Annotated in this window: 28 protein-coding genes; 27 read left to right on the plus strand and 1 reads right to left on the minus strand. The window is 40.3% G+C overall.

Going from position 1 to position 24,622, the window contains the following annotated elements; translation table 11 throughout:
- Nucleotides 1–217 precede the first annotated feature (217 nt).
- The 23 genes from spoIVA to SPD53_RS01860 all read left to right on the plus strand — a co-directional run bounded on the left by spoIVA (nucleotide 218) and on the right by SPD53_RS01860 (nucleotide 20,717).
- Entirely contained in the window at nucleotides 218–1,696 is a 1,479-nt protein-coding gene (spoIVA, locus tag SPD53_RS01750) for a stage IV sporulation protein A (RefSeq protein ID WP_156855891.1), read from the plus strand.
- A gap of 324 nt (nucleotides 1,697–2,020) precedes the next feature.
- Entirely contained in the window at nucleotides 2,021–2,293 is a 273-nt protein-coding gene (locus SPD53_RS01755) for an HU family DNA-binding protein (protein ID WP_156855890.1), read from the plus strand.
- Between the two features lie 141 nt (nucleotides 2,294–2,434).
- Nucleotides 2,435–2,659: a trp RNA-binding attenuation protein MtrB gene (mtrB, locus tag SPD53_RS01760; protein WP_156855889.1), complete on the plus strand. Its 225-nt coding sequence runs from the start codon at nucleotides 2,435–2,437 to the stop codon at nucleotides 2,657–2,659.
- 121 nt (nucleotides 2,660–2,780) lie between these two features.
- A complete protein-coding gene (locus SPD53_RS01765; RefSeq protein WP_336251469.1) occupies nucleotides 2,781–3,572 on the plus strand; it encodes a heptaprenyl diphosphate synthase component 1 in 792 nt (263 codons plus the stop codon).
- 2 nt (nucleotides 3,573–3,574) lie between these two features.
- Nucleotides 3,575–4,288 (plus strand): demethylmenaquinone methyltransferase, encoded by a 714-nt coding sequence (locus tag SPD53_RS01770; RefSeq protein ID WP_336251470.1) that lies wholly within the window; start codon nucleotides 3,575–3,577, stop codon nucleotides 4,286–4,288.
- Nucleotides 4,289–4,330: 42 nt separating this feature from the next.
- Entirely contained in the window at nucleotides 4,331–5,302 is a 972-nt protein-coding gene (gene hepT, locus SPD53_RS01775) for a heptaprenyl diphosphate synthase component II (protein WP_336251471.1), read from the plus strand.
- Nucleotides 5,303–5,380: 78 nt separating this feature from the next.
- Nucleotides 5,381–5,827, plus strand: a complete 447-nt coding sequence (ndk, locus tag SPD53_RS01780) for a nucleoside-diphosphate kinase (RefSeq protein WP_156855885.1) — start codon at nucleotides 5,381–5,383, stop codon at nucleotides 5,825–5,827.
- Between the two features lie 730 nt (nucleotides 5,828–6,557).
- Complete coding sequence (locus SPD53_RS01785) at nucleotides 6,558–7,337, plus strand: CheR family methyltransferase (RefSeq protein ID WP_336251472.1); 780 nt, start codon at nucleotides 6,558–6,560, stop codon at nucleotides 7,335–7,337.
- A 117-nt stretch (nucleotides 7,338–7,454) separates the two neighbouring features.
- Entirely contained in the window at nucleotides 7,455–8,624 is a 1,170-nt protein-coding gene (aroC, locus tag SPD53_RS01790) for a chorismate synthase (protein WP_336251473.1), read from the plus strand.
- Nucleotides 8,624–9,691, plus strand: a complete 1,068-nt coding sequence (gene aroB / locus SPD53_RS01795; protein WP_336251474.1) for a 3-dehydroquinate synthase — start codon at nucleotides 8,624–8,626, stop codon at nucleotides 9,689–9,691. Before aroC ends, aroB begins: the two co-directional genes overlap by 1 nt.
- Nucleotide 9,692: 1 nt before the next feature.
- The gene (aroH, locus tag SPD53_RS01800) at nucleotides 9,693–10,070 is read left to right on the plus strand and encodes a chorismate mutase (protein ID WP_336251475.1); all 378 of its coding nucleotides are present in this window, start codon (nucleotides 9,693–9,695) and stop codon (nucleotides 10,068–10,070) included.
- 3 nt (nucleotides 10,071–10,073) lie between these two features.
- Nucleotides 10,074–11,168, plus strand: coding sequence for a histidinol-phosphate transaminase (gene hisC, locus SPD53_RS01805; RefSeq protein ID WP_156855880.1), 1,095 nt, complete (start codon nucleotides 10,074–10,076; stop codon nucleotides 11,166–11,168).
- The gene (locus tag SPD53_RS01810; RefSeq protein ID WP_336251476.1) at nucleotides 11,152–12,276 is read left to right on the plus strand and encodes a prephenate dehydrogenase; all 1,125 of its coding nucleotides are present in this window, start codon (nucleotides 11,152–11,154) and stop codon (nucleotides 12,274–12,276) included. The genes hisC and SPD53_RS01810 overlap by 17 nt, the downstream gene beginning before the upstream one ends.
- A gap of 17 nt (nucleotides 12,277–12,293) precedes the next feature.
- A complete protein-coding gene (aroA, locus tag SPD53_RS01815; RefSeq protein ID WP_336251477.1) occupies nucleotides 12,294–13,586 on the plus strand; it encodes a 3-phosphoshikimate 1-carboxyvinyltransferase in 1,293 nt (430 codons plus the stop codon).
- 225 nt (nucleotides 13,587–13,811) lie between these two features.
- Nucleotides 13,812–15,056, plus strand: a complete 1,245-nt coding sequence (locus SPD53_RS01820) for a tetratricopeptide repeat protein (RefSeq protein ID WP_336251478.1) — start codon at nucleotides 13,812–13,814, stop codon at nucleotides 15,054–15,056.
- A 30-nt stretch (nucleotides 15,057–15,086) separates the two neighbouring features.
- On the plus strand, nucleotides 15,087–15,656 hold the full coding sequence (locus SPD53_RS01825; protein ID WP_336251479.1) for a ReoY family proteolytic degradation factor: 570 nt from the start codon (nucleotides 15,087–15,089) through the stop codon (nucleotides 15,654–15,656).
- Between the two features lie 84 nt (nucleotides 15,657–15,740).
- Nucleotides 15,741–16,199: a YpiF family protein gene (locus SPD53_RS01830; RefSeq protein ID WP_336251480.1), complete on the plus strand. Its 459-nt coding sequence runs from the start codon at nucleotides 15,741–15,743 to the stop codon at nucleotides 16,197–16,199.
- Between the two features lie 201 nt (nucleotides 16,200–16,400).
- Nucleotides 16,401–16,916 carry a QcrA and Rieske domain-containing protein gene (locus tag SPD53_RS01835; RefSeq protein WP_188856757.1) on the plus strand — a complete coding sequence of 172 codons (516 nt, stop codon included), beginning with the start codon at nucleotides 16,401–16,403 and terminating at the stop codon, nucleotides 16,914–16,916.
- A gap of 6 nt (nucleotides 16,917–16,922) precedes the next feature.
- On the plus strand, nucleotides 16,923–17,597 hold the full coding sequence (gene qcrB, locus SPD53_RS01840; RefSeq protein WP_188856756.1) for a menaquinol-cytochrome c reductase cytochrome b subunit: 675 nt from the start codon (nucleotides 16,923–16,925) through the stop codon (nucleotides 17,595–17,597).
- Nucleotides 17,598–17,615: 18 nt separating this feature from the next.
- Complete coding sequence (locus tag SPD53_RS01845; RefSeq protein WP_188856755.1) at nucleotides 17,616–18,413, plus strand: menaquinol-cytochrome c reductase cytochrome b/c subunit; 798 nt, start codon at nucleotides 17,616–17,618, stop codon at nucleotides 18,411–18,413.
- 686 nt (nucleotides 18,414–19,099) lie between these two features.
- The gene (locus SPD53_RS01850) at nucleotides 19,100–19,678 is read left to right on the plus strand and encodes a DUF1405 domain-containing protein (RefSeq protein WP_336251574.1); all 579 of its coding nucleotides are present in this window, start codon (nucleotides 19,100–19,102) and stop codon (nucleotides 19,676–19,678) included.
- Nucleotides 19,679–19,731: 53 nt separating this feature from the next.
- Nucleotides 19,732–20,007: a sporulation protein YpjB gene (locus tag SPD53_RS19785; RefSeq protein WP_442946171.1), complete on the plus strand. Its 276-nt coding sequence runs from the start codon at nucleotides 19,732–19,734 to the stop codon at nucleotides 20,005–20,007.
- A gap of 35 nt (nucleotides 20,008–20,042) precedes the next feature.
- Nucleotides 20,043–20,717 (plus strand): zinc metallopeptidase, encoded by a 675-nt coding sequence (locus SPD53_RS01860; protein WP_336251481.1) that lies wholly within the window; start codon nucleotides 20,043–20,045, stop codon nucleotides 20,715–20,717.
- Nucleotides 20,718–20,877: 160 nt separating this feature from the next.
- On the opposite strand, the gene SPD53_RS01865 is transcribed toward SPD53_RS01860, so the two are convergent.
- A complete protein-coding gene (locus SPD53_RS01865) occupies nucleotides 20,878–21,744 on the minus strand; it encodes a YitT family protein (protein WP_156855870.1) in 867 nt (288 codons plus the stop codon).
- A gap of 162 nt (nucleotides 21,745–21,906) precedes the next feature.
- Here SPD53_RS01865 and SPD53_RS01870 point away from each other — a divergent pair, with 162 nt between their 5' ends.
- Genes SPD53_RS01870 through bshA form a run of 4 tightly spaced genes read left to right on the plus strand, consistent with a single transcriptional unit; the run spans nucleotide 21,907 to nucleotide 24,604 of the window.
- On the plus strand, nucleotides 21,907–22,233 hold the full coding sequence (locus tag SPD53_RS01870; RefSeq protein WP_188856751.1) for a nucleotide pyrophosphohydrolase: 327 nt from the start codon (nucleotides 21,907–21,909) through the stop codon (nucleotides 22,231–22,233).
- 22 nt (nucleotides 22,234–22,255) lie between these two features.
- Nucleotides 22,256–23,050 (plus strand): 4-hydroxy-tetrahydrodipicolinate reductase, encoded by a 795-nt coding sequence (gene dapB, locus SPD53_RS01875; RefSeq protein WP_156855868.1) that lies wholly within the window; start codon nucleotides 22,256–22,258, stop codon nucleotides 23,048–23,050.
- Nucleotides 23,051–23,071: 21 nt separating this feature from the next.
- Nucleotides 23,072–23,482, plus strand: a complete 411-nt coding sequence (mgsA, locus tag SPD53_RS01880; protein ID WP_156855974.1) for a methylglyoxal synthase — start codon at nucleotides 23,072–23,074, stop codon at nucleotides 23,480–23,482.
- Between the two features lie 3 nt (nucleotides 23,483–23,485).
- Nucleotides 23,486–24,604, plus strand: a complete 1,119-nt coding sequence (gene bshA, locus SPD53_RS01885) for an N-acetyl-alpha-D-glucosaminyl L-malate synthase BshA (protein ID WP_336251482.1) — start codon at nucleotides 23,486–23,488, stop codon at nucleotides 24,602–24,604.
- The last annotated feature ends 18 nt before the right edge of the window (nucleotides 24,605–24,622 follow it).

Raw genomic sequence — 24,622 nt, forward strand, 5'->3', positions numbered from 1 at the left:
CCCCGGAAGGAGAGGGTAGGGGATCTGGAGTTTTCCATAACATATTAGTTTTCCAATAGCTTTTCATATCATGGAGGCGAAGAATAATGGAAGATATATAAATGCATTCTAGTATTGATTAATCATGCATATTTTATTAGGACAACATCATAGACTTGTAATGTCAAGTAATATTCCGCTGTATTTCTAATAGTTTTTAGGATCGGGAGGGATTTCTTTGGAGAAAATCGATATTTTTAAAGATATTTCTAAACGGACAAACGGAGATATATATCTTGGAATAGTCGGAGCTGTCCGTACGGGAAAATCAACATTTATTAAAAGGTTTATGGAACTCGTCGTCCTGCCAAATATCACCGATGAAAGTGACAGATCAAGAGCAATGGATGAACTGCCCCAAAGCGCTGCAGGGAAAACAATCATGACAACGGAGCCCAAGTTCATCCCTAATCAAGCAGTCACCGTCAATGTAGAACAAGGTCTCGATGTGAATGTGCGGCTTGTCGATTGTGTCGGTTATGCAGTCGAAGGAGCAAAAGGATTTGAAGATGAAAATGGACCACGAATGATTCACACTCCTTGGTATGAAGAACCTATACCATTCCATGACGCGGCAGAGATTGGAACTCGAAAGGTAATCCAAGAACACTCTACCATTGGAATTGTCGTAACAACCGATGGCACAATTGGAGAGATTGCCCGTTCGGACTATGAAGAGGCTGAAGAAAAGGTAATCGAGGAATTAAAGGATGTTGGCAAACCATTCATTATGGTTGTGAATTCCGTTCGCCCGACAAGCCCGGAAACAGAATTTTTAAGAACGGAGTTAGCTGAGAAGTATGATATCCCCGTTGTAGCTGTCAGTGTGGAGAATATGACAGAGCAAGATGTTTATAAAGTTCTCCGCGAAGCTTTGTTTGAATTCCCTGTACTTGAGGTGAATGTAAATCTACCAAGCTGGGTGATGGTCCTTAAAGAGGAGCATTGGCTGCGGGAGAATTATGAGAGCGCAATTCAAACAACAGTGAAGAACATTAAACGTTTAAGAGATGTCGATGAGATTGTTGCAACATTTTCAGAATATGAATACATTGACCAGGCAAACTTAGCCGGTATGGAGATGGGAGAAGGAATTGCGGAAATTGATCTCCACGCTCCGCCGGAATTGTATGATGAAATATTAAAAGAAATTGTTGGAGAAGAAATCCGGGGGAAAGACCATCTCTTGGAACTTATGCAGGAATTTACCCATGCGAAACGGGAATATGATCAGATTGCAAGTGCCCTGCAGATGGTAAAACAGACGGGTTATGGAATTGCAGCTCCGAGTGTACAAGATATGATCCTCGATGAACCGGAAATTATCCGGCAAGGTACAAGATTTGGCGTAAGACTGAAAGCAGTTGCTCCATCCATTCATATGATTAAAGTCGAAGTTGAATCAGAATTCGCACCGATTATCGGGACGGAGAAGCAAAGTGAAGAACTTGTGAGATATTTAATGCAGGATTTTGAAGACGACCCATTATCTATCTGGGAATCGGATATATTCGGAAGATCTCTCAATTCGATTGTACGAGAAGGTATTCAAGGAAAAATTTCATTAATGCCAGAAAACGCCAGATATAAACTGAAGGATACATTAGAGCGCATCATCAATGAAGGATCGGGCGGATTATTGGCAATCATTTTATAGCAGCTGAAAAAGGCTGCTTTTTATTTTTGGACGGCAGGAAAATAGAAATCCTTGTCGAATAGGTATAGTATAGGGTACTCAAATGAAAACTGCTTTCACATCTGAAATATCTGACGAATGGAGCGAAGTAGCTGTTTTTATAAAAAATATGCAGAAAAAGCGCATATATTGTTGAATTTCAATGCGAATTCGTTTAATATTAGCCTTGTTACTAATTGATTTTGGTAACAAGGTATAAAAGGAGACAAAGATGTGAACAAATGAATTAAGTAGTTTTTGTTTGTTACACTGTCAAGTTTAACATTTCGGGAGGAGGTGAATGTCATGAACAAAACTGATTTAATCAATGCAGTAGCTGAGAAAACTGAGCTTTCTAAGAAAGACGCAACAAAAGCAGTTGAAGCTGTATTTGAAACTGTCATGGATTCACTTAAACAAGGTGAAAAAGTACAATTGATCGGTTTCGGTAACTTCGAGGTGCGCGACCGTGCAGCACGTAAAGGCCGTAACCCACAAACTGGAGAAGAAATCGAAATCCCTGCAAGCAAAGTACCTGCGTTCAAACCAGGAAAAGCTCTTAAAGATGCTGTTAAATAACTTGCTACATAGGGCTTATAAAGGGTACGTTTTATACGTACCCTTTTTTAATGCATTCTACAATGTTGCAAAAAGCATGCAAATCATGAGAATATAGAAGTTGGTAAATTTAAAATATAAGGTGTTTAAGGGGATGAAAGCATGAAAGAGCCAAATTTCAAAACAGATTATATTGTTATCAAAGCGCTGGAAGACGGTGTGAATGTCATTGGACTCACCCGAGGTACCGATACGAAATTTCACCATACAGAAAAGCTTGATAAGGATGAAATCATGATTGCGCAATTCACCGAGCATACATCTGCAGTAAAGATCCGCGGCAAAGCTGTTATTCAAACAAATAATGGAGAAATGAGCAACGAATAAAAGTGAGTTTCACTAGTTTTACAAATTTTACTTCTACATAAATGGGAAGATGTAGATTGTAATTAAATATGCTATAATAGCTAAGGCACTTCTATAGACGAAAGGGCTTAGGTGATTTCTCTTGAGTAACTCGGTAAATGAAATACTTCGATTTAAAAAAGCAATAGAAGAAAAAATAAGATATGACTTTCTATGGAAAAATATTCAAAAGCCCGTGATAGAAGAAGATAAATTATTTATTCTATCAAATCTCGTTCCAATTAATTCCGCGCTTCCCCATACAAAGCGTGATGCATATATTGTTACGACCATGCTTGTTCAGATAGCATTAGATACCCACGAACTGGTTAATGAAAGTGAAGCAGATGAAAGCACGGAGGAAAATCTATCCAGACAGCTACACGTGCTTGCTGGTGATTATTATAGCGGCTTATACTACTATCTGCTCTCACAAATAGATGAGTTTGATTTTATACATAAACTAGCGTCTGCAATTAAAGCGATCAATGAGTTGAAAATGAAACTTTACTATCAGGAATTCGCAAGCCTTAATGAGTATATCGACTTGAAAGTGCAAATCAACACATTGCTATTAAAAACAGTTGCAGCATACTTTAAACACGATGAATTTGTAGATAACATAACACAATGGTTCTATATTTCAACGCTCCAAGAGGAGAAGGAACGGGTAATGGCAGATGAAATTGTGCTTAACAGTTTGTTAGATGTTAAACGTTCCAATACGTATATGAACAAAGAGGATAAATTTAGATATATTCTCCATAAAGAATGGCTGACTCTCCAACAAGGGTTAAAGCAACTCCCCCATTCTTCTGGAGAAATTTATAACTACTTTAATCAGAGAAGAGCGGATCATGTTGCTATGAAAGCTTCGAATGTGGAAGAAGGGTAGATATGCAAAAACAAACGAAAGAAGAACGTGTCCATCACGTATTCGAAAAGATATATCAAAATTATGATTCCATGAATTCCATTATTTCTTTCCAACAGCATAAATTATGGCGGAAAGATGTGATGGACAGAATGCACGTGGAAAAAGGTGCAAAAGCGCTGGATGTCTGCTGTGGCACAGGAGACTGGGCTCTAACCCTTGCTGAAGCTGTCGGTGACGAAGGAGAAGTCGTCGGTTTGGATTTCAGCAAAAATATGCTTTCTATCGCCGAAGAAAAACGTGATGCATTAAATTTATCACAGCTTGATCTTGTACATGGAGATGCAATGGAACTACCTTTTCCAGACGATACATTTGATTATGTGACGATCGGTTTCGGCTTACGAAACGTCCGTGATTATTTAACGGTATTAAAAGAGATGTACCGGGTTGTGAAACCGAATGGTAAGGTAGTTTGTTTAGAAACTTCGCAGCCGGAAATCATTGGCTTCAGGCAATTATATTTCTTTTATTTCCGTTTCATCATGCCCCTTTTTGGTAAACTTTTTGCGGAAAGTTATGATGAATACTCCTGGCTGAACGAATCGACTAAGCATTTCCCTGATAAAGATAAGTTAAAAGAACTCTTTCAAGAAGCAGGCTTTTCTTTTGTCGAGGTGAAAAGCTATACCCTTGGCGTAGCGGCAATGCATATGGGAACAAAGCAGATTCGCTAAATATACCAGCTAAGTTGCAATTTAAAAGTATAGGTGACACATATGAAACTTCCTAAAACATACGGATACTTAAAAAAAGATCTCGACTTGATCGAGGCATCTTTAAATCAATCGATTCAAGCGGAACACCCGGTTTTACGTCAAGCTTCGACAGATTTATTGCATGCAGGAGGAAAAAGAATTCGTCCTGTATTTGTTCTTCTTTCGGGGCAAATGGGTCATTATGATGCCGAGAATATTAATAGAGCAGCAATTGCGCTTGAATTAATACATATGGCAACGCTCGTGCATGATGATGTGATTGATGAAGCGACCTTGAGAAGAGGGAAACCGACTATCAAGCATACTTATTCTAACCGAGTAGCGATGTATACAGGGGATTATATTCTAGCGAGGGCGCTGGAAGAAATAACGATGATTAACAATCCAAAAGTTCACAAGGCGCTATCTAAATCGCTTGTCGAGGTTGCGATCGGTGAAATGGAGCAGATCGAGGATAAATTTAACTGGGACCAGACATTACGAGATTACTTGCGACGAATCAAAAGAAAAACGGCGTTATTAATTGCAACAAGCTGTGAACTTGGCGCTATTCTGTCCGGCTTGTCGGACAGAGATATAAAGCGGATGTATCGTTATGGTTACTATATCGGCATGTCTTATCAAATTATTGATGATATATTGGATTTCACAGAAACTTCAAAGCAACTCGGTAAACCAGCGGGAAGTGATCTCCTGCAAGGAAATATCACGCTCCCTGTATTATATGGAATGGATAATGAAGCATTTTATTCCTATACGAGAGAAATGTTTAAAAATCCGGCCAAGGTTCATCCTGAAGATATGAAAGCTGTCATTGAGCGATTGAAACAAACAGATGCAATTAAGAAGTCTTATGAATTAAGTGATTTATATTTAAGAAAAGCTTTGGCAACATTGGAAAAACTGCCCTCTAGCAAATCAAAGCAAACCTTACAATCCATTGCCAAATATATTGGAAAACGGAGGGCATAAGGAAAATAATTGTTATTTTCCTAATAATTTTGTATAATTTTAGCGGTTACATAATCATTATACTTGAGGAGTGTTTGTATGGAAAAGACATTTTTAATGGTAAAGCCAGATGGAGTACAGCGTAATTTAATTGGAAAGATTGTACAACGATTCGAGGAAAAAGGTTTCAAACTTGCAGGGGCAAAGTTAATGCTAGTGTCGAATGAGCTGGCAGAGCAACATTACGGGGAGCATAAAGAGAGACCTTTCTTCGGTGAATTAGTGGAATTCATCACTTCTGGCCCTGTATTTGCAATGGTCTGGGAAGGTGAGGACGTAATTGCAACGGCACGCAATATGATGGGGAAAACAAATCCAAGTGAAGCAGCACCAAGCACAATTCGTGGCGATTACGGAATCACTGTAGGAAAAAACATCATCCACGGTTCAGACTCACCAGAAAGTGCAGAGCGCGAAATCAAACTATTCTTTGATGAAAGCGAATTAATTACTTACGAAAAAGTAGATACAACCTGGATTTACTAATCCACCAACAAACCTCCGTTCCCAAACGGAGGTTTTTAAGAACAAATAACAAATAGAAAATAGTTATATCCCAACCAGAAACACCTTTTAAAAACCTAATAAGAAAAGCCTCTGAATTACTATCATACAGTATAAGTGCTTTGCTCGTTCACTTATTTCGGAGTTCTAATTGCCGTTCAGTTGCCCGGAGGACGGATGCACATCCTAAGGCACGGCCTCAGCCTCGACGCACAGGACGTGCTAATGCAGACGTTGCCACATACGAGAGCGAACTTAGTCTGCCTCGGAAGAAAAGCGCTTCCTGCGTGGTCTTCGGACGCGTGCTTTTCCCGTTGGAGTCACCGTCCGCCGGGCAACTGAACTGGTAAAGAGGATTATTATTAATGGAAACTAACCCACCACTATGATAAGCGATCTAATTCCTAAAATGAAAAATAGCGTTCCAAATTAGGACATTCCTCGGAGCAGTCCAGACACCTCGAGACTCCTGCGGGAGGCCGGCTAAGTACGGTCACGTCCTGTGACCAATGCCGGCATTAGAACATCCTGTTCGTCGATAGGCTTGGTGAGACCCCGCAGGGCGACAGCCCGAGGAGTAACCCGGCCGCCCGCGGAAAGCGAGAGGTGTCTGGACTGCGAACCTCAAGGTAAGAGCTGCACTTACGCTGTATGAAAGTAATCAGTTGATTGAAACTCGCAATAAGTCTATTAATATATGAGGAGGAATATGATGATTGATGATTACAGTGAGTTTATTGATCGTGTAAACAGAAGGCACGACATCGATCTCAGTTTATATAAAGAAACACAAATGAAACGCCGAATTACTACATTAAGAAATAAACGCGGATTTTCCAGCTATATCCACTACTTTGAAGCAATGAACAAAGACAACGAACTCATGAAAGAATTTATCGAACGATTAACGATTAATGTATCGGAGTTTTTCCGGAACAAAAAACGTTGGGATGTTTTAAAAGATCGTGTCATTCCAGAACTAACCAATAACAAGTCACGTATCACCATTTGGAGCGCAGCATGCTCCACAGGAGAAGAGCCATACAGCTTAGCCATTTTATTTAAAGAGTATTTTCCGAATATTAAAGTGGAAATACTTGCTACGGACATCGATGAAACTGCTCTGAAAAAAGCTCAAAAAGCAGAATACATGGAGCAAGCTTTAAAAGAAGTTCCTCCTGCTTTGAAACAAAGGCATTTTACATACGAAAATGGACGGTATAAGCTAGATCCGCTGTTAAAGCAAAACATAACCTTCAAGAAACATAATTTGCTTGCCGATAGTTATCCTTCGAATTATGATTTGATCGTCTGTCGGAATGTCCTGATATACTTCACGGATGAAGCGAAGGAAAAAATATATAGCGGCTTTAGTAATTCATTGCGTAACAGCGGTGTTTTATTCGTCGGCAGTACAGAGCAGATCTTTACACCAGAAAAATATAACTTACAATTATTAGACACCTTTTTCTACCAAAAGGCAAAATCTTAAATTTATTCATATTTACATAATTTATGTCCAAAAAGATGTCTGAATATGTTATAGTAATTAGAAATCTAATCAGTGGCCTTAAAAACTGAATTGAATGGGGAAAAGGAGAATCGTACATTGAGATATTTAACTGCAGGAGAATCACATGGTAAACAATTAACTACAATTCTTGAAGGTATTCCTTCAAATCTTTCAATAACAAAAGATGATATTAATCATTCCTTACTACGCAGACAGCAAGGATATGGGCGAGGGAAGCGCATGCAGATTGAAACAGACCTCGTTGAAATTATGGGTGGAATCAGACATGGCTATACGCTAGGTTCTCCAATCTCACTCGTTATCCATAATGATGACTATAAGCATTGGACAGATATTATGGGAGAGGATCCAATTCCCGAAGATACGAAGCTGCGCCGAGTAGTCACACGCCCTCGACCAGGACATGCTGACTTAAACGGAGCTTTAAAATATGGACATCGTGATATTCGGAATATCCTGGAACGTTCCTCTGCAAGGGAAACGGCCGCCCGGGTAGCGGCAGGGGCCGTAGCGAAGAAGCTGCTGAAAGAGCTTGGGATAGAAGTCGCTGGATATGTTAAGGAAATAGGAGGTATCATGGCGGAAGACCAAGAAAACCTGTCGATGAAAGAAAGACAAGAAATCTCGCAGAAATCTCCGGTTATGGTACTTGACGCTGCTGCTGAAAAAGAAATGATGGCAAAAATTGACCATGCTAAAAGCGAAGGTGATACACTTGGCGGGGTTTGTGAAGTGTATGTGGAAGGTGTTCCAGCAGGGGTGGGCTCTTATGTCCATTATGACCGTAAGCTGGATTCGCGGATTGCTGGCAGTGTTGTTAGTATTAATGCCTTTAAGGGCGTAGAATTCGGTATAGGCTTTGATGCGGCTAAAATATACGGAAGTGAAAACCATGATGAAATCGCGTGGAATGAAGAACTTGGTTACCATCGTACATCCAATCGCTTAGGTGGCTTTGAAGGTGGAATGTCTACCGGTATGCCAATCGTAGTCAGAGGAGTAATGAAACCAATCCCTACTTTAATGAAAAAACCTTTACAGAGTGTGGATATTGATACAAAGGAAGAGATTACAGCAACGATTGAACGGTCCGATCCTTGTGCGGTTCCTGCTGCTTCGGTGGTAATGGAGCATGTTGTCGCATTTGAAATTGCAAAGGCAATCACCGATCAATTCCCGCATGATCAATTCCCACAACTTAAAGAAGCGTTGGATAAGTACCGTGAAGAAATCAGGTGGTTTTAATGCAGGAACTTTCTGTCCGGCATAGCAACGGTTCTTATTCCATTCTTGTCGGTGAAGGCCTCCGTTTTAAGTTACATAAGTTTTTAATTAAATCATACTCCAAAATCCTTATCATTACCGATGAAACGATTGAAAATTTATACTTAGATGACGTGAAAAAAGGATTATCAGCCTATGATTTCTCCCAGCTTATTATTCCAGCTGGTGAGAAATCTAAGCATATCGATGTCTATTATGCTGCCCAGACAAAAGCAATCGAAACCGGTTTGGACCGCAACTCTTTAATTATCGCTTTAGGTGGCGGTGTTGTGGGCGATTTAGCGGGGTTTGTGGCAGCGACGTTTATGCGGGGGATCGATTATATTCAAGTACCAACTACAATCCTTGCCCATGATAGTAGCGTCGGTGGCAAGGTAGCGATCAACCACCCCCTTGGTAAAAATTTAATCGGAGCATTTTATCCGCCGGTCGGTGTTTATTACGATACGGAAACATTAACTAGTTTATCTGACCGAGAGACGAGGTCTGGTTATGCGGAATTAATAAAAGAAGCTCTGATATCCAGTGAAGACCTTTTTGAGGAAATGCTTTCAGCTTCTCTTGCCTCCTTGGACCAAGAGAGACTACAATCGCACTTAATGGCGGGAATTAAAGTAAAACAGGAGATCGTAGAAGCTGATGAACGGGAACATGGTATCCGAAGTCATTTAAACCTTGGTCACACCCTTGCTCACGCTCTTGAGGCTGAATTAGGTTATGGAAATATCACCCATGGCGAGGCGGTCGCAATTGGGTTATTATTTGCAATACATGTTAGTGAAAGAGAATATAACTGTAAATTACCGTTTGATAAATTAAAGAATTGGTTAGTGGATAACAACTATCCACTGACAGGTTTTACTGTTAAAGCGGAAAAAATCATCAATCATATGAAGGCAGATAAAAAGGCAACGAAACAACGGATTAAAATGGTGCTTTTAGAACGTCCCGGAAAATTAAAAACAGAAGAGTTGTCTGATGAAGCAATACAAGTTCATTTAGAAACATTTAGAGAGAGGCTGGTGTAACATGGTTTCACGAGGAATACGAGGAGCAACTACAGTCACGGAAAATACAGCTGATGAAATCATCCATCATACAAAACGTGTCTTACAGGAAATGATTGAAGCAAATGATGTCGCACCAGAAGACGTTTCCCATGTTTTTATTTCTGCGACTAAGGATATCGATGCTGCTTTTCCGGCACGGGCACTAAGAGAGTTTTCTGGTTGGACCTATGTTCCCGTAATGTGTATGGCGGAAATCGATGTGAGAAATAGTTTGAAATCCTGTATCCGGATTATGATGGTAGTAAATACGGACCGAAATCAGGCCGAGATCAGACATATATTTCATAATGAAGCAATCACGCTTCGACCAGAATTAGTTGAGAAGAGGGGAAATTAGAAAGTGAAACAGAAACAGATATTACGTCAATTGACTGCATACCAGCAAGGAAAACAAACTCATGAGATTAAAGAAGAATATGGCTTGGAAAAAATTGTCAAACTTGCTTCCAATGAGAATGTTTACGGTTATTCTTCCAAGGTGAAAGCTGATTTATCGGAACATTTACCGGAATTAAATATTTATCCAGATGGGCATACGGCAGAGCTTCGAACTGCTCTTAGTAAAAGATTAGCAGTAGAAGAAGATCAATTAATTTTCGGGAGTGGTTCTGAGGAGCTTATTCAAATTATTTGCCGAGCATTCGTGCAAGAAGGCAGCAACACCGTTATGGCCGCCAATTCATTCCCACAATATAAGCATAATACATTTATTGAAGGGGGTACGGTAAAGGAAGTTCCCATTGCAAGTGACGGGAAACATGATCTCGAAGCGATACTTAAAGCGATCGACGTAGATACTGTAGTCGTCTGGATTTGCGCACCCGACAATCCGACAGGTACCATGAACACAGAAGACCAATTCCTCCAATTTATGAAAAAGTGTCCGGAAGATGTTTTAGTTGTTTTAGACGAGGCATACCGAGAATTTGTGGAGGATGAATATTTACTTGATTCTACTACATATACGAAATCTTTTCCCAATTTAATATCGTTGCGGACATTTTCGAAGGCGTATGGATTAGCGGGTTTACGTATCGGTTACGGAATCGGTAATCCAGAATTAATCCATAATTTAAACGTCGTCCGTGGTCCTTTCAATACGACCTCAGTAGCTCAAAGAGCAGCAACTGTCGCACTGGAAGATCAAGCATTTATTAGTGAAACAACAGCTAAAAACTTGGAAGTAAAAGAAAGTTTTTATCAGTTTCTCGATGAATTGAACTGGGATTATTACCGGTCCCACACAAACTTTATTCTCGTTTCTACTCCTGCAAGTGGGTTAGACGTCTTTCAATATCTAATTGAAAATGGCTTTATTATAAGACCGGGAGAGTTGCTCGGGTACCCGAACTCAATCCGAATTACAATTGGTACAAAGGAAGATATGCAGGAACTTCAACACTTATTACAGAAATTTGATGAGCAGATTAGGTGAAAATATGGAAAACAGAAACATATTAGTGGCAGGCATCGGACTTATCGGTGGGTCACTTGCGAAAGCGGTCAAGATCAATCCAGAACATACCGTTCTTGGCTATGATTTAAATGAAGAAAGCTTACAATATGGACTGGAGAAAGGGATTATCGATAAAGCATATACCGACTTTACCCGGGCAGCTCAAGATGCTGATATTATTATCCTTGCAGCGCCAATTTCCGAAACGATAGAGCTAATAAAAAGACTTGATTCTATACCTTTCGAAAGGCAAGTGATTGTGACGGATACGGCTTCAGTGAAGCATGCGATTATCGAAGCTGCGGAACAGTTAACTAATGAAAATATAGCTTTTATTGGCGGACATCCGATGGCCGGTTCCCATAAACGGGGAATAGGGGCAGCCAAGTCTCACCTTTTTGAGAATGCTATCTATGTGCTTGCACCATCAATTCGGAGCACAAACGAAATGGTTGCGACACTAAAAAATGTACTAAGTCCAACCAAAAGTAAATTTGTCGTTTTAAAACCAGAGGAACACGATGAAATGACTGGTGTAATTTCCCACTTCCCGCATTTAATCGCTTCGTCACTCGTACACCGGGCGAAAAAATGGCAACAGACCCATGCCTTTTTGCCAAAATTAGCGGCTGGAGGTTTTCGCGACATAACGCGAATCGCTTCTAGTAATCCAGTGATGTGGCAAGACATCTTCTATCATAACCGAAAAAAAATGTCCGTCTTGCTGCAAGAATGGATTGAAGAAATGATCCAATTGAAAGAACTCATCGACAACAGTGAAAAGCGGGCAATGATAGACTATTTAGAGGATGCGCAGAAGTATCGCGACGGCATTCCAACGAAAACAGCTGGAGCAATACCTGCATTCTATGATGTTTATGTCGATATTCGAGATCAGACTGGAGCAATAGCATCGGTCGCTCAAATTCTTGCCGAACATAATATTAGTATTAAAAATATTGAAATCCTGGAAATCCGTGAAGGAATTACCGGAGTGCTCCGTGTCAGTTTTTACACAAAGGATGCGCAGAAGCTAAGTAAACAACAATTAGAGTTAAATGGTTACGAAACAATGATTCAAAACTGATAAAAGGATGTGATTGGGTGGGGGAGAAAAGAATTTCACCTCAATCTTCTGCTCTTATAGGCGAGCTCGAAGTACCGGGAGATAAGTCTATTTCTCATCGTGCGGTAATTTTTGGTTCATTGGCAAAAGGCCGGACAAAAATTGACCATTTCCTAGATGGTGAGGATTGCCTGCGAACAGTGGACATCTTTCAGAAAATGGGAGTATCTATCGAGCAGCAGGGGAAAACAGTTGTCATCAATAGCGACGGTGCAGATAGTCTGATAGAACCAAAAGAACCTCTTTATTTTGGTAATTCAGGGACAACTGCCCGTCTTATGATCGGATTGTTATCCGGATTACCACTATTTACAACAATTTATGGAGATGCTTCCCTATCGAAACGACCGATGGACCGGGTCATACTGCCTCTTTCAGATATGAATGCAACTATTTTCGGACGAAGTGGTGGCAAGTTATTACCCTTGGCAATTAGCGGGAAAGAACTGCAAGCAATTCAATACACTTTACCGGTGAAAAGTGCTCAAGTTAAATCAGCATTATTACTTGCAGGTCTTTTTGCTAACGGTGAAACGATTATAACGGAAAAAGCTAAAACAAGAGATCATACCGAAACGATGCTCGAAGCATTTGGGGTAAAGCTTAATGTTGACGGAAACACTATTCGAATGGATGGAAAACAAGCGTTAAAGCCTACGCGCATTTATGTTCCGGGTGATATCTCATCCGCAGCATTTTTCCTAGCCGCCGCAGCTGCTAAACCAAATAGTTCGCTTGTTATAAAGAAGGTTGGGCTAAACCCTACCCGGACAGGAATTATTGACGTATTGATGCAAATGGGAGCACAAATCGAGATTCGTAATGAAGAAAGAATTGGCGGAGAACTGCTTGGTGATGTTAAAATTAGCAGCTCGAGCTTAAAAGGAATAGAAATATCCGGTGATATCATTCCTCGATTAATAGATGAAATTCCGATTATTGCCTTACTTGCAACTCAAGCAAAAGGTAAAACGGTTATTAAAGATGCTGAAGAACTTCGGGTGAAAGAAACAGATCGGATTGCGGCCGTAGTCGAAGTTCTAACAACACTTGGAGCGTCTGTTACGGCAACAAAAGATGGAATGATTATTGAGGGAAGCCAGGAATTGACAGGCGGAAATATATCAGCATATAATGATCACCGCATGGCAATGATGGGTGCTATCGCTTCTTTCTTTACAAAACAAGACATCATTATTGACGACATCTCATCTATCGCCATCTCATACCCAAGCTTTTTCGAAGACCTAAAAAGAATAACAACAAACTAACCATCTAACCAAAGAAAGTGAAATTACCATGCTTTCTTTGGTTACTTTTTATCACGTATTAAACAAGAGGGAAGCCTAACATGTGAAGGTGGGGAGAAACATTCGGTAAATCCCTGATTCGGTTCAACTAACATTCAGTGGCTTGCAGGCGAATGTGATTTGATTGAATATGTAGGGTGTTTTCGATATTATTACAGTAAGCATGATTAAAGAAAGGATGGGGAAATGGATACCATCTTAAAAGCAGTAGAATTAGTCGAACAAAATAAAATAGAACAAGCATTGCGCTTATTGGAAGAATATACCCCAAAAGCGAATGATGATGAAAAATATACAATCGCTGAATTGTATTTACAATGGGGATTCTTGGATGAAGCAGAACTTATTCTTTCAGAACTCTTGGAGAAATATCCTGATGAAAACGATCTGATTCTAAGCCTTGCTGATATTGCAATTGAAAAAGAAGATGACGAACAGGCAATTGAACTTTTAGCAGAGATATCAGAGGAGGACCCAGCATACATTCAAGTATTAATCCAGCTAGCCGACTTATACCAGGTCCAAGGTCTATTTGAAGTTGCGGAACAGAAACTGCTTACTGCCAAACAAAAGCTCCCCAACGAAGTTATAATTGATTTTGCGCTTGGAGAACTTTCTTTTTCAACCGGCACATATAAAAAAGCCGTGACATATTATGAAAAAGTTGCCAAGGAGCATGAAATGTTTGCGGATGTTTCTGTATTAGACCGCCTTGCAGAATCCTATGCAGGGATTGGTGAATATGAAAAGGCACTTGAATATTTCAAAAATGGACAAGATAAAACCCCGGATAAATATTTTAAATATGGTGTCACCGCTAGCCAGGCTGGTAGAAATGATATAGCAATAACAGCTTGGAAGCGCGTAGTAGAATTAGATCCTTATTATCATTCTGTTTATGAAAATCTAGCAAAAGCATTACAAGATGAAGGTATGTTGCAAGAAGCATTTGATATTGTAGAAAAAGGGCTGAAGCAAGATACATTTAATAAACATTTATATTTCCTTGCAGGGATGATTGCGCGTCAATTGAATAATGATTCGGCTAGTGAGGAATATATAAGGGAAGCAATTGCGATTGATCCGGATTATAAAGAAGCTATTCTCTTTTTCTTGGAATTTTTAAAAGAGCGGGACAGGCATGCGGATATTATCGACTTGCTCTCGAGCGTGAAGTCAATTGGATCTCTAGAGCCTTTATATGACTGGGAACTGGCAAGAGCCTATAATGAGGAGGAACAATATAAGGAAGCTCTTCAAGCTTATCAGGATGCGTATTTGAATTTAAGTGATGATACAGACTTTCTGAAGGAATATGGTTATTTCTTGATTGAAGAAGGGCAGGCACCTGAAGCAATAGCCGTGTTTCAAAGGTATTTACAGCTTGTTCCTGATGATTACACGATTGAAGAATTCTTATCTCGATTATGAATGCACCAAGACTACCTGAGGAGGATTAATATGACTAATGCTGTCATTCATCCGCATGAGAAGAAAGCATTTATTTATTGGTTCCTGAACCAGTATGAAATGAAAGCTCGGGAAAGCAACTGGATTTTATCTTATTTGGCGAGTCATAATAAATTACTGCGTAATCTGCATTTTGTTCGCCATGCGAAGGCTTGTCCGCGCAGTATTATTATCTCAACTAAATGTTCAAATGGAGTAGCTTTTCGTTTCCACCGCAACAAATTAATTACGTCTGATCCGGAGAAAGCATTTCACGATATTCGGTTAAACGATGATGAAGCTCTTTATGTCCAATTGAACTTTCATCAATGGAGACAGAACCCGCAATATGCGCTCATCCTTGAAGAAAATCCGTTCTTATCGGATGACGATTTTATTACGGATGAGGACAAGCGGGAAGCAGAACGGCTGATGAAATATACACTTCAAGCGCAAATAAGAAAAAGCTTAATAGAACAAATTGATGAGTCGCTCGATGAAAGAGATTATGATAAGTTTATCAGACTTTCCGACGAACTAAAGAAAACCGAGAAAAACCTAAAGAATCAACCAACTTCTTAACGAATGGGTTGATTCTTTTTCATTACTTAGGGTAAACTTGAGTGTATATGAAAATTGATAATATAGAGAGGCTGAATGTTTGCAATGAAGTGGAGAAAAGACGATCTGGAAAAGTATGTACAAGCAAAAGAATATATTGACACCATTCTGATGCCTTTAATTCCTTTCCAGCTGACAAATGATGAGGACATAGGGAAAGATGCTTTTCAACAGGAAATAATGACGATATTCGCTAATGAAATCGAGCAAGAGCTAAGTGGTAGAGTGTTACTTATTCCGAGTTATTTCTATTTGAAAGACACAGAAAAAGCAATTGAGGTAGAGCGATTGAATCAGTGGATAAGTGAAACAGAGAATCAACCATTCAACCATACCATTTTACTGACGTTTGATCCTTCCTGGCGAAAGCATGAAAAAGAATTAGAAGGTGATCTATTATGGTTGCCGGGGATTCAAACAGGAGATATTCATTCAAATGAAATGCAAAGTGTTGTCCGGGATCAGATTTCCCAGCTATCAGAAATTATCCGTTCCTATTGGTAAGTATAACGGTTTTATATTTTGTTCTACTTCGTCTTTTTCGTTTAGTTTTTTGAAAAATGTTGTTAAATAGGAATATTATCTGCTTGAGTCTAGTTTATATATTGACCCAAGTACAAGATTGCGCTATCATGGTATTGTCCTAGTAATCTAAATTAATTTTTAAAATGTCCGCAACTAATGAAGAATAGAGGGGGGAAAATCATGAGTGAAGAAAAAAAGCAACAAGTATCCCGTAGACAATTTTTGAACTACACACTAATGGGAGTAGGTGGATTTATGGCAGCCGGTCTGCTCATTTCTCCAGTAAGAATGGCAATTGACCCTGTACTCAAATCAACAGGTGCCGGAGATTTGGCTAACGTCGGACTGTCTGTTGATGATATTACATCAGAACCACAACGTATTGACTGGAGCATAGACCAAGTAGACGGCTGGTACGAATCACAAGTAAACCGCTCTGCGTGGGTTTATAGAAATGACAGTGATGAAATTATAGCCTTTTCCCCAATATGTAAACACTTAGGATGTGTTGTTTCTTGGGAAGGAAGCGATCAGTATCCAGACGAATTCTTTTGCCCATGTCATGATGGACGCTACTATAAGGATGGAGTTAACGTACCAGGCACACCACCTTTAGCGCCGTTAGATGAATATGAAATGGAAATTAAGGATGGAATGCTATTCTTAGGAGATCCAAAACCACACAGGGAGGCTTAATTAAAGATGCTACAGAAAATATACGATTGGATCGACGAACGCATCGACCTTCAACCAATATGGCGTGACATCGCTGATCACGAAGTTCCTGAGCATGTTAACCCTGCCCACCACTTCTCAGCATTCGTCTACTGTTTTGGAGGATTGACATTCTTCGTTGTCGTTATTCAAATTTTGTCTGGTATGTTTTTAACAATGTATTACGTACCGGATATTGAAAATGCGTGGCGATCCGTTTATTACTTGCAAACTGAAGTTGCTCATGCTCAAATAGTTCGAGGAATGCATCACTGGGGTGCCAGTGTGGTAATTGTGATGCTTTTATTACATACTTTACGTGTGTTTTTCCAAGGTGCATACAAGAAGCCTCGTGAACTCAACTGGATGGTTGGGGTCCTGCTTTTCTTCGTCATGCTTGGACTAGGATTCACAGGTTACTTGCTACCATGGGACAACAAAGCGTTTTTCGCTACACAAGTAGGTCTTGAAATAGCGCAGCAAGTTCCGTTTATCGGCGATCAATTAAAGATTCTATTAGCTGGTGATGCCTCCATTGTAGGTGCACAAACACTAACTAGATTCTTTGCCATTCATGTATTCTTCTTGCCAGCTGCATTATTTGCACTATTGGCTGTACACTTTATCTTAATTAGAAGACAAGGTATATCCGGACCACTATAAAAAGGAGGGGAAAGCATCATGCAAAGAGGGAAAGGCATGAAATTCGTTGGAGACTCGCGGATCAAACAAGGACCGACAGTCTCGCGAATCCCGAAAGACTATTCAGAGTACCCTGGCAGAACAGAAGCTTTTTGGCCCAACTTTTTATTAAAAGAATGGTTGGCAGGTGCAGTATTCCTTATTGGATTTTTAATTTTAACATTGGCACATCCTTCACCACTTGAAGGGTTGGCAGATCCAACAGATGCTGCATATATTCCTTTGCCAGACTGGTATTTCCTGTTTCTGTATGAACTATTGAAATATGAATTTGCTAGCGGAAATTATATCCTGCTAGGAATGCTTGGAATTCCAGGTATAGCATTCGGTGCATTACTTCTAGCACCATTCTTGGATAACGGTCCAGGACGCAGACCTCATCAACGTCCAATTGCTGTCGGAATGATGTTACTTGGTTTAGCGTCAGTTATTTGGTTGACTTATACTTCTGCAGCTGCAGTTGACTGGGAAAGTCGTGCAGAAGCGAACAAACCTGTTCCACCGTCAGATGATGTTGATGTCGTGATTGACACAGATCATCCGGGATACGAAGTATATGAAACAAGCTGTTTAGCGTGTCACGGTGCCGAATTAGAAGGTACGGCAGCTCCAGCATTGTACGGTCCTGAGTTTGACCACACTGCGGAAGAAATTGCTGACATTTCGGTGAACGGAATTGGAGCAATGCCACCAGATCAATTTACTGGTACGGATGAAGAATTAGAGCAATTGGTAGATTTTATTTTATCCGTTAACGAATCGATCGAAGAAGAATAATTTTATTCAGCATGAAGAGCACTTTTACCATCGAAATGGTAAAGGTGCTTTTTGTTGCATTTAATACTTGCTAATGAGGAACACGAAGGCTTATAGTTAAATTACTCAACCTTCACAACCCAAAAGCAACTACTCGCTTTCATTCAGCGTAAGTGTCTGGTTCGTTCACTAATTATGGTGTTCTAATCGCCGTTCAGCTGCCCGGTGGACGGATGCTTTCCGCGGGCACAGCCGAAGCCTCGACGCACAGGACGTGCTAATGCAGACGTTGCCACAGGACGTGGCGAACTTAGTCTGCCTCGGGCTATCGCCCTGCGGGGTCTTCGGACTCGTGCTATTCCCGCAGGAGTCACCGTCCACCGGGCAACTGAACTGGTAGAGGGGATTATTATTAATGGAAAATATCCCAGCATGATAGGTACTCTCTTACTAAAATGAAAAGTAGTGCTCCAAACTTGGCCTTTTCTCGGAGCAGTCCAGACACCTCGAGACTCCTGCAGGAGGAAAGGCATAGGTGAGACCCCGCAGGGCGGCAGCCCGAGGAGGCTCACCAGCCGCCTGCGGAAAGCGAGAGGTGTCTGGACTGCGGACTTCCAGATGAAAGTTGCACGTACGCTGAATAAAAGCAAATGCGGGTGGAAATGGAGGGAATGATATTTATTTTAAGGAATGGAGCGGGTCACCGGATGATGAGGTATATTCTTTCTAATAAAATATTTATTTTCATACTTTTTATTGTAAACCTATTCGGCACAATCTATGGTTATATTTGGTACCTTCCGCAACTAGAAATCACACCTGATATATTCCTGATTTTTGTTCCGGATAGCCCAACAGCAAGTTTATTTTTTACGATTTTTCTTTTATTTTTCCTATTCGGCAGAAACGTCCCCTATATTGAAGCATTAGGGCTTGTAACGCTCGTGAAATACGGTACCTGGGCTGTTGTAATGAACTTACTTACATTAATCATTGATGGCTCTTTAAGTCCGGCGGGCTATATGTTGATGTTTTCCCATGCAGGGATGGCAATACAAGCTGTGCTCTATACCCCTTTTTATAAAATAAAAATGAGACACCTTGTTGTTGCCGGGATATGGACATTACATAATGATGTAATTGATTACGTATTTGGAATGATGCCTATTTATTCTTCATTAACCCAGTACATGGAGAGAATTGGTTATTTCACCTTTTGGCTTAGTATTGCTTGCTTATTCCTTGCTTACTGGCTTACGGTCCGGAAGCAGAATAAGTTATCCTAAGGTGATAAACAGGAGTCCCTCATCATATAAATGGATTAGGTGAGGTGACTAAAATGGGAATGACATCCGGTATTACCTTAATTTATTCGATCGTTACTGCCGCGTTTCCGTATCCGTTACTGAACATAGAAAGGATTAGTTTTCCGCAATGGCTCTTTACAAATGCGGAGTTGATTCCGCTTTTACCAGCATTATTGATTGTTGGTGGGTTCATTCTGATTACATTATCTTATGTGAGTTGGAGAAAATATAAAGGAGAAAAAATAAGACGGGGAAGAAAAACAAAGGACGGCGACAAAATAGTTGACTGGAATCGAGATCCTGACTAAAATTGACTTATATAAGTACGATTGGAGGGATATAAATGGGTAGCTATTTAATTTATATAGCGCTTATCCTCATTATACCGTTATGGGCGCAAGGTAAAGTTAAGTCAGCTTACAATAAATACTCGAAAAAACCGACATCTTCCCAAATGACAGGCGCTGAGGTAGCAAGAAAGATTCTAGATGATAATGGATTATATCATGTAAATATTGAACGGACAAAGGGTACACTGTCTGATCACTATGATCCTCGCTCCAAGGTTGTCCGACTTTCAGACGGAATCTACGGAGGCCGTTCGATGGCTTCTTCCGCAATTGCGGCGCATGAAGTTGGACATGCCATTCAAGACCAGGAAGAATATGCATTCTTGCGTTTTAGAAGTGCACTCGTTCCGGTCGCTAACTTCGGTTCAAACATTTCCTTCTTTTTAATTCTTGCAGGTATTTTCCTCAATATGATGGAGCTGTTCTTTTTTGGAATTATCTTCATGGGGGCGGCTGTCCTTTTCCAGCTTGTTACACTGCCAGTAGAGTTTGATGCTTCCAACCGGGCGATGACACAGCTTATCTCGACTGGAATTATCCGGAATGATGAAGAACGGGAAACGAAGAAGGTATTGGATGCCGCTGCTTTAACTTATGTTGCAGCAGCTCTTGTCGCCTTACTCGAGCTTGCACGTTTTATCTTAATATTTTTGAACAACCGAGACTAGATAGAGGAGAGATTGGTAAACGGTATGCCAATCTCTTTTTTATTGTATGCTGTACCAAAAGCCACGTTAGCTCTACACCCACGCCTGGCGGAACCCAAATGATTTATTTCTTGAGAAAGCTTCTGCGAGTACTTAGCTTGTAAGGCTGCTTAAGCCTTTATCATTGTACCGGTCTCTTGTTTTCATCGAGAGTAAATCCTTCACCTTGAACATCTTGAACTGTACTTATTGAAACAAAAGCATACGGATCAACCCTTAGAATCGTATTCTTCAGACGAACAATTTCATTTCTAGGTACGACACAGTAAAGGATATCCAGCTTCTCTCCGGTATAGCTACCACGGCCTAAAAAGATAGTCACGCCACGGTCCATTTTTTGAATTTCTTTCACAATTTCTGCACTTTGATTCGAAATAATTGTCGCCCCTTTGGCAAGATATGCACCTTCTTGAATAACATCAATTACGCGGGCCCCAATATAGACTGCAACTAATGTATACATGCCCTGGATGAGGTCTAATATTAGCAGAATAGAGGAAGAAATAACAATCAGGTCGAATAAGAACATCGTATTTCCCATATTCCACCCTAGGTATTTATTGGCAAGCCGAGCAATAATATCTACACCTCCCGTTGTGCCCCCATAGCGAAAGATAATCCCTAAACCAACTCCGATGAATACTCCTGCAAATAAGGCAACTAAAGTCATATCGTTTTCCAAAGGAATTGCAAATTGATAGGATTGAAAGATAGCTAAAAAGAAGGATACTGCGGAAGTTCCGATTATCGTATAGATGAAGGTGTTCCGTCCTAATAGTTTCCAACCAATTAAGAATACAGGGATATTTAATAAAATATTTGTAATCGCCGGATTTAATTTCCAAATGAAATAAAGGAGCAAGGTGATACCAGTGAAGCCGCCTTCACCAAGATTATTTTGCATATTAAAATGTACGATCCCAAAAGAATAAATCGCGGCACCGATTAAAATGAAGAAAATATTTTTCATCCGCAATCCAAGCAGCATACTAGAACACCTCCAAAATACTTGCATATCCATGCCAAGTTAGTATCATTTTGCCCTGAGAAAATAAATTCATGATTTTTCAAAGAAAAAATTTGTCAAATTACGTAAGGTTAGCTAACATGAAAGGTAGGTAACCACGGAGAAAAAGGAGATTGTTAACGAATGCAGAAAGAATTTACGACGCAAGAAATCCAAAAGCGGGTCGATGATTATATCGGCCAATTTAAAGAAGGCTATTTTTCTCCGTTGGCAATGATTGCAAGGCTGACAGAGGAAGTCGGCGAACTTGCCCGAGAAGTGAACCATTATTACGGAGAGAAACCGAAAAAGACGACAGAGAAAGAAAAAACGGTTGAAGAAGAACTCGGGGACGTTTTGTTTGTGATCGCGAGCTTTGCAAATTCACTTGACATTGATTTATCCGAAAGTTTCGAGCGTTCCATGTCGAAATTTGAAACACGGGATAAAGATAGATGGACGAAGAAATAACAACAGGAGAGGTGGAACAGAAGTGGCAATTAATATTATAGTAGCGGGACCACGTGGTAAGATGGGGAAAGAAGCGATCAAGATGATTGAGCGTGTACCTGATTTTAACCTTGTCGCTGTAATTGATCGTAAAAATGATGGGAAATTTTTAAACGAAATTACAGAGGAATCGGATGCGCAAGTTCCAGTCTATGAAGACTTGGCGGAATGCTTTCAACAGATAGATGCAGATGTATTCATTGATCTTACGAGTCCTGAACCTGGTTATAAACACACAAAACTCGCGATTGAACACCGTGTCCGAGCTGTAATTGGTACGTCTGGATTCACGAAAGAGAATATAAAGGAACTAAAAGATCTTTCGAATGAATATAACTCTGGTTGTATTATTGCACCAAATTTTGCAATCGGTGCTGTGCTGATGATGAAGTTCTCTCAGATGGCCGCACAATATTTCCCGGATGTCGAAATTATCGAAATGCACCATGACCAAAAGGTTGATGCACCATCTGGAACAGCGGTTAAGACGGCGGAGATGATTCAGAAAACAAGGACAACGAAAGCCCAGGGTCATCCTGATGAAAGGGAAGAACTCGAGGGAGCGCGTGGCGCCGAATTAGATGGCATGCATATTCATAGCGTAAGACTACCTGGACTTGTTGCCCATCAGGAAGTAATCTTCGGTGGCCCAGGTCAGCTATTCACGATCAAACATGATTCCATGAGCCGGGATTCCTTTATGGACGGGATAAAAACTTCCATTTATAAAGTAATGGAGTTAGAAACACTCGTTTATGGATTAGAAAATATTTTATAATAGAAAAGAGGTCAGGCTATGATGAAAATTGCCTTAATAGCCCATGATAAGAAGAAAGAAGATATGATACGTTTCACCATCGCTTATGAGCATGTGTTAAAAGAGCATGAACTGTTTGCTACCGGAACGACTGGTAAATTAATTAAAGAAGCTACAAAACTTAGTATACATAGATTTAAATCAGGACCACTCGGTGGCGACCAGCAAATAGGAGCACTAATTGCCGATAACGAAATGGATATGGTAATATTCTTCCGTGATCCATTAACAGCTCAGCCGCACGAACCTGACATAACAGCCCTGATGCGCTTGTGTGACGTGTACCAAATCCCACTTGCAACAAATATTGCCGGAGCGGAAATCTTTATCCATGGCCTGGAACGAGGAGATTTTAAATGGCGGGAAATTGTTCGGGCAAAGGAAGACAAATAAGAAATGAAAATTGGGATAACTTGCTATCCTTCTGTCGGTGGATCTGGAGTCATTGCGACGGAGTTAGGAAAACTGTTAGCAGAACGTGGCCACGAAATCCATTTTATTACATCAAGCCTTCCGTTTCGATTAGATAAAGTACATCCGAAGATCTTTTATCATCAAGTGGAAGTAAATCATTATCCAGTATTTCAATATCCGCCTTATGATTTATCACTTGCTTCGAAAATGGCAGAAGTAATCGACCAGGAACAGCTTGACATCCTGCATGTGCATTATGCGATACCCCATGCGATTTGTGCAATTCTTGCGCGGGATATGGCCGGACATAAAGTAAAGGTTGTCACGACTCTGCACGGGACAGATATTACAGTACTTGGAATTGATGATGCATTTAAGAAAATGATAAAATATGGTATTGAACAGTCTGACGCGGTAACGAGTGTATCGAACAGTTTACGCAAACAGACGATGGAAATGATTGAGACGGATTATCCGATATCTGTCATATATAATTTTGTGAATGAAGCGGAATATCATCCTTTTCAAGTACCATATTTGAAGGAACAGTTCGAGATAAAAGATGAAGAAAAAGTAATCATTCATATTTCTAATTTCCGGAAAGTGAAGCGGCTACCAGACGTTATAGACACGTTTCATCGAATTCACCAGGAGATACCTAGCAAATTGCTGCTCGTAGGTGACGGACCGGAATATTCAGCAACAAAGCAGCTAGTTAGGGAATTGGAACTAGATTCTGATGTGTTGTTCTTAGGGAAACAGAATAATATTAATGAACTGCTTGCAATCAGTGATTTAACGCTATTACTTTCTGAAAAAGAAAGCTTCGGACTTGTTTTATTAGAAGCAATGGCTTGCGGGGTTCCTGGCATCGGAACGAATATTGGTGGTATTCCTGAAGTGATCACACATGGAGAAACCGGTTATCTTGTAGAGCAGGGCGACACAAAGCAAGCAGCAGCTTATGCGCTCGAAATCCTTACAGATACGGCATATCAGCAAGCGCTCCGGGAACGGGTCCTCGAAGTTGTAAAGCAGAAATTTCAGTCTAACATCATTGTCGAGCAATATATTAAGTTATATAAAAAGCTACTGAAGTAAAAGAAATTTGGTGAAGGC

Origin of the sequence: Oceanobacillus sp. MO10714A (assembly GCF_037072045.1) — a bacterium.
GTDB lineage: Bacteria > Bacillota > Bacilli > Bacillales > Amphibacillaceae > Oceanobacillus > Oceanobacillus indicireducens.

Excerpts from the sequence above, each read along its gene's own strand:
- SPD53_RS01810 (WP_336251476.1), top strand. The coding sequence starts at position 11,152 with ATGAGCAGATTAGGTGAAAATATGGAAAACAGAAACATATTAGTGGCA.
- SPD53_RS19785 (WP_442946171.1), top strand. The coding sequence starts at position 19,732 with ATGGGAATGACATCCGGTATTACCTTAATTTATTCGATCGTTACTGCC.
- aroB (WP_336251474.1), top strand. The coding sequence starts at position 8,624 with ATGCAGGAACTTTCTGTCCGGCATAGCAACGGTTCTTATTCCATTCTT.
- SPD53_RS01770 (WP_336251470.1), top strand. The coding sequence starts at position 3,575 with ATGCAAAAACAAACGAAAGAAGAACGTGTCCATCACGTATTCGAAAAG.
- SPD53_RS01830 (WP_336251480.1), top strand. The coding sequence starts at position 15,741 with ATGAAGTGGAGAAAAGACGATCTGGAAAAGTATGTACAAGCAAAAGAA.
- mgsA (WP_156855974.1), top strand. The coding sequence starts at position 23,072 with ATGAAAATTGCCTTAATAGCCCATGATAAGAAGAAAGAAGATATGATA.
- SPD53_RS01825 (WP_336251479.1), top strand. The coding sequence starts at position 15,087 with ATGACTAATGCTGTCATTCATCCGCATGAGAAGAAAGCATTTATTTAT.
- mtrB (WP_156855889.1), top strand. The coding sequence starts at position 2,435 with ATGAAAGAGCCAAATTTCAAAACAGATTATATTGTTATCAAAGCGCTG.
- SPD53_RS01785 (WP_336251472.1), top strand. The coding sequence starts at position 6,558 with ATGATTGATGATTACAGTGAGTTTATTGATCGTGTAAACAGAAGGCAC.
- SPD53_RS01845 (WP_188856755.1), top strand. The coding sequence starts at position 17,616 with ATGCAAAGAGGGAAAGGCATGAAATTCGTTGGAGACTCGCGGATCAAA.
- bshA (WP_336251482.1), top strand. The coding sequence starts at position 23,486 with ATGAAAATTGGGATAACTTGCTATCCTTCTGTCGGTGGATCTGGAGTC.
- aroH (WP_336251475.1), top strand. The coding sequence starts at position 9,693 with ATGGTTTCACGAGGAATACGAGGAGCAACTACAGTCACGGAAAATACA.
- SPD53_RS01860 (WP_336251481.1), top strand. The coding sequence starts at position 20,043 with ATGGGTAGCTATTTAATTTATATAGCGCTTATCCTCATTATACCGTTA.
- qcrB (WP_188856756.1), top strand. The coding sequence starts at position 16,923 with ATGCTACAGAAAATATACGATTGGATCGACGAACGCATCGACCTTCAA.
- SPD53_RS01865 (WP_156855870.1), bottom strand. The coding sequence starts at position 21,744 with ATGCTGCTTGGATTGCGGATGAAAAATATTTTCTTCATTTTAATCGGT.
- SPD53_RS01820 (WP_336251478.1), top strand. The coding sequence starts at position 13,812 with ATGGATACCATCTTAAAAGCAGTAGAATTAGTCGAACAAAATAAAATA.
- SPD53_RS01755 (WP_156855890.1), top strand. The coding sequence starts at position 2,021 with ATGAACAAAACTGATTTAATCAATGCAGTAGCTGAGAAAACTGAGCTT.
- SPD53_RS01850 (WP_336251574.1), top strand. The coding sequence starts at position 19,100 with ATGATGAGGTATATTCTTTCTAATAAAATATTTATTTTCATACTTTTT.
- SPD53_RS01870 (WP_188856751.1), top strand. The coding sequence starts at position 21,907 with ATGCAGAAAGAATTTACGACGCAAGAAATCCAAAAGCGGGTCGATGAT.
- SPD53_RS01835 (WP_188856757.1), top strand. The coding sequence starts at position 16,401 with ATGAGTGAAGAAAAAAAGCAACAAGTATCCCGTAGACAATTTTTGAAC.
- hepT (WP_336251471.1), top strand. The coding sequence starts at position 4,331 with ATGAAACTTCCTAAAACATACGGATACTTAAAAAAAGATCTCGACTTG.
- ndk (WP_156855885.1), top strand. The coding sequence starts at position 5,381 with ATGGAAAAGACATTTTTAATGGTAAAGCCAGATGGAGTACAGCGTAAT.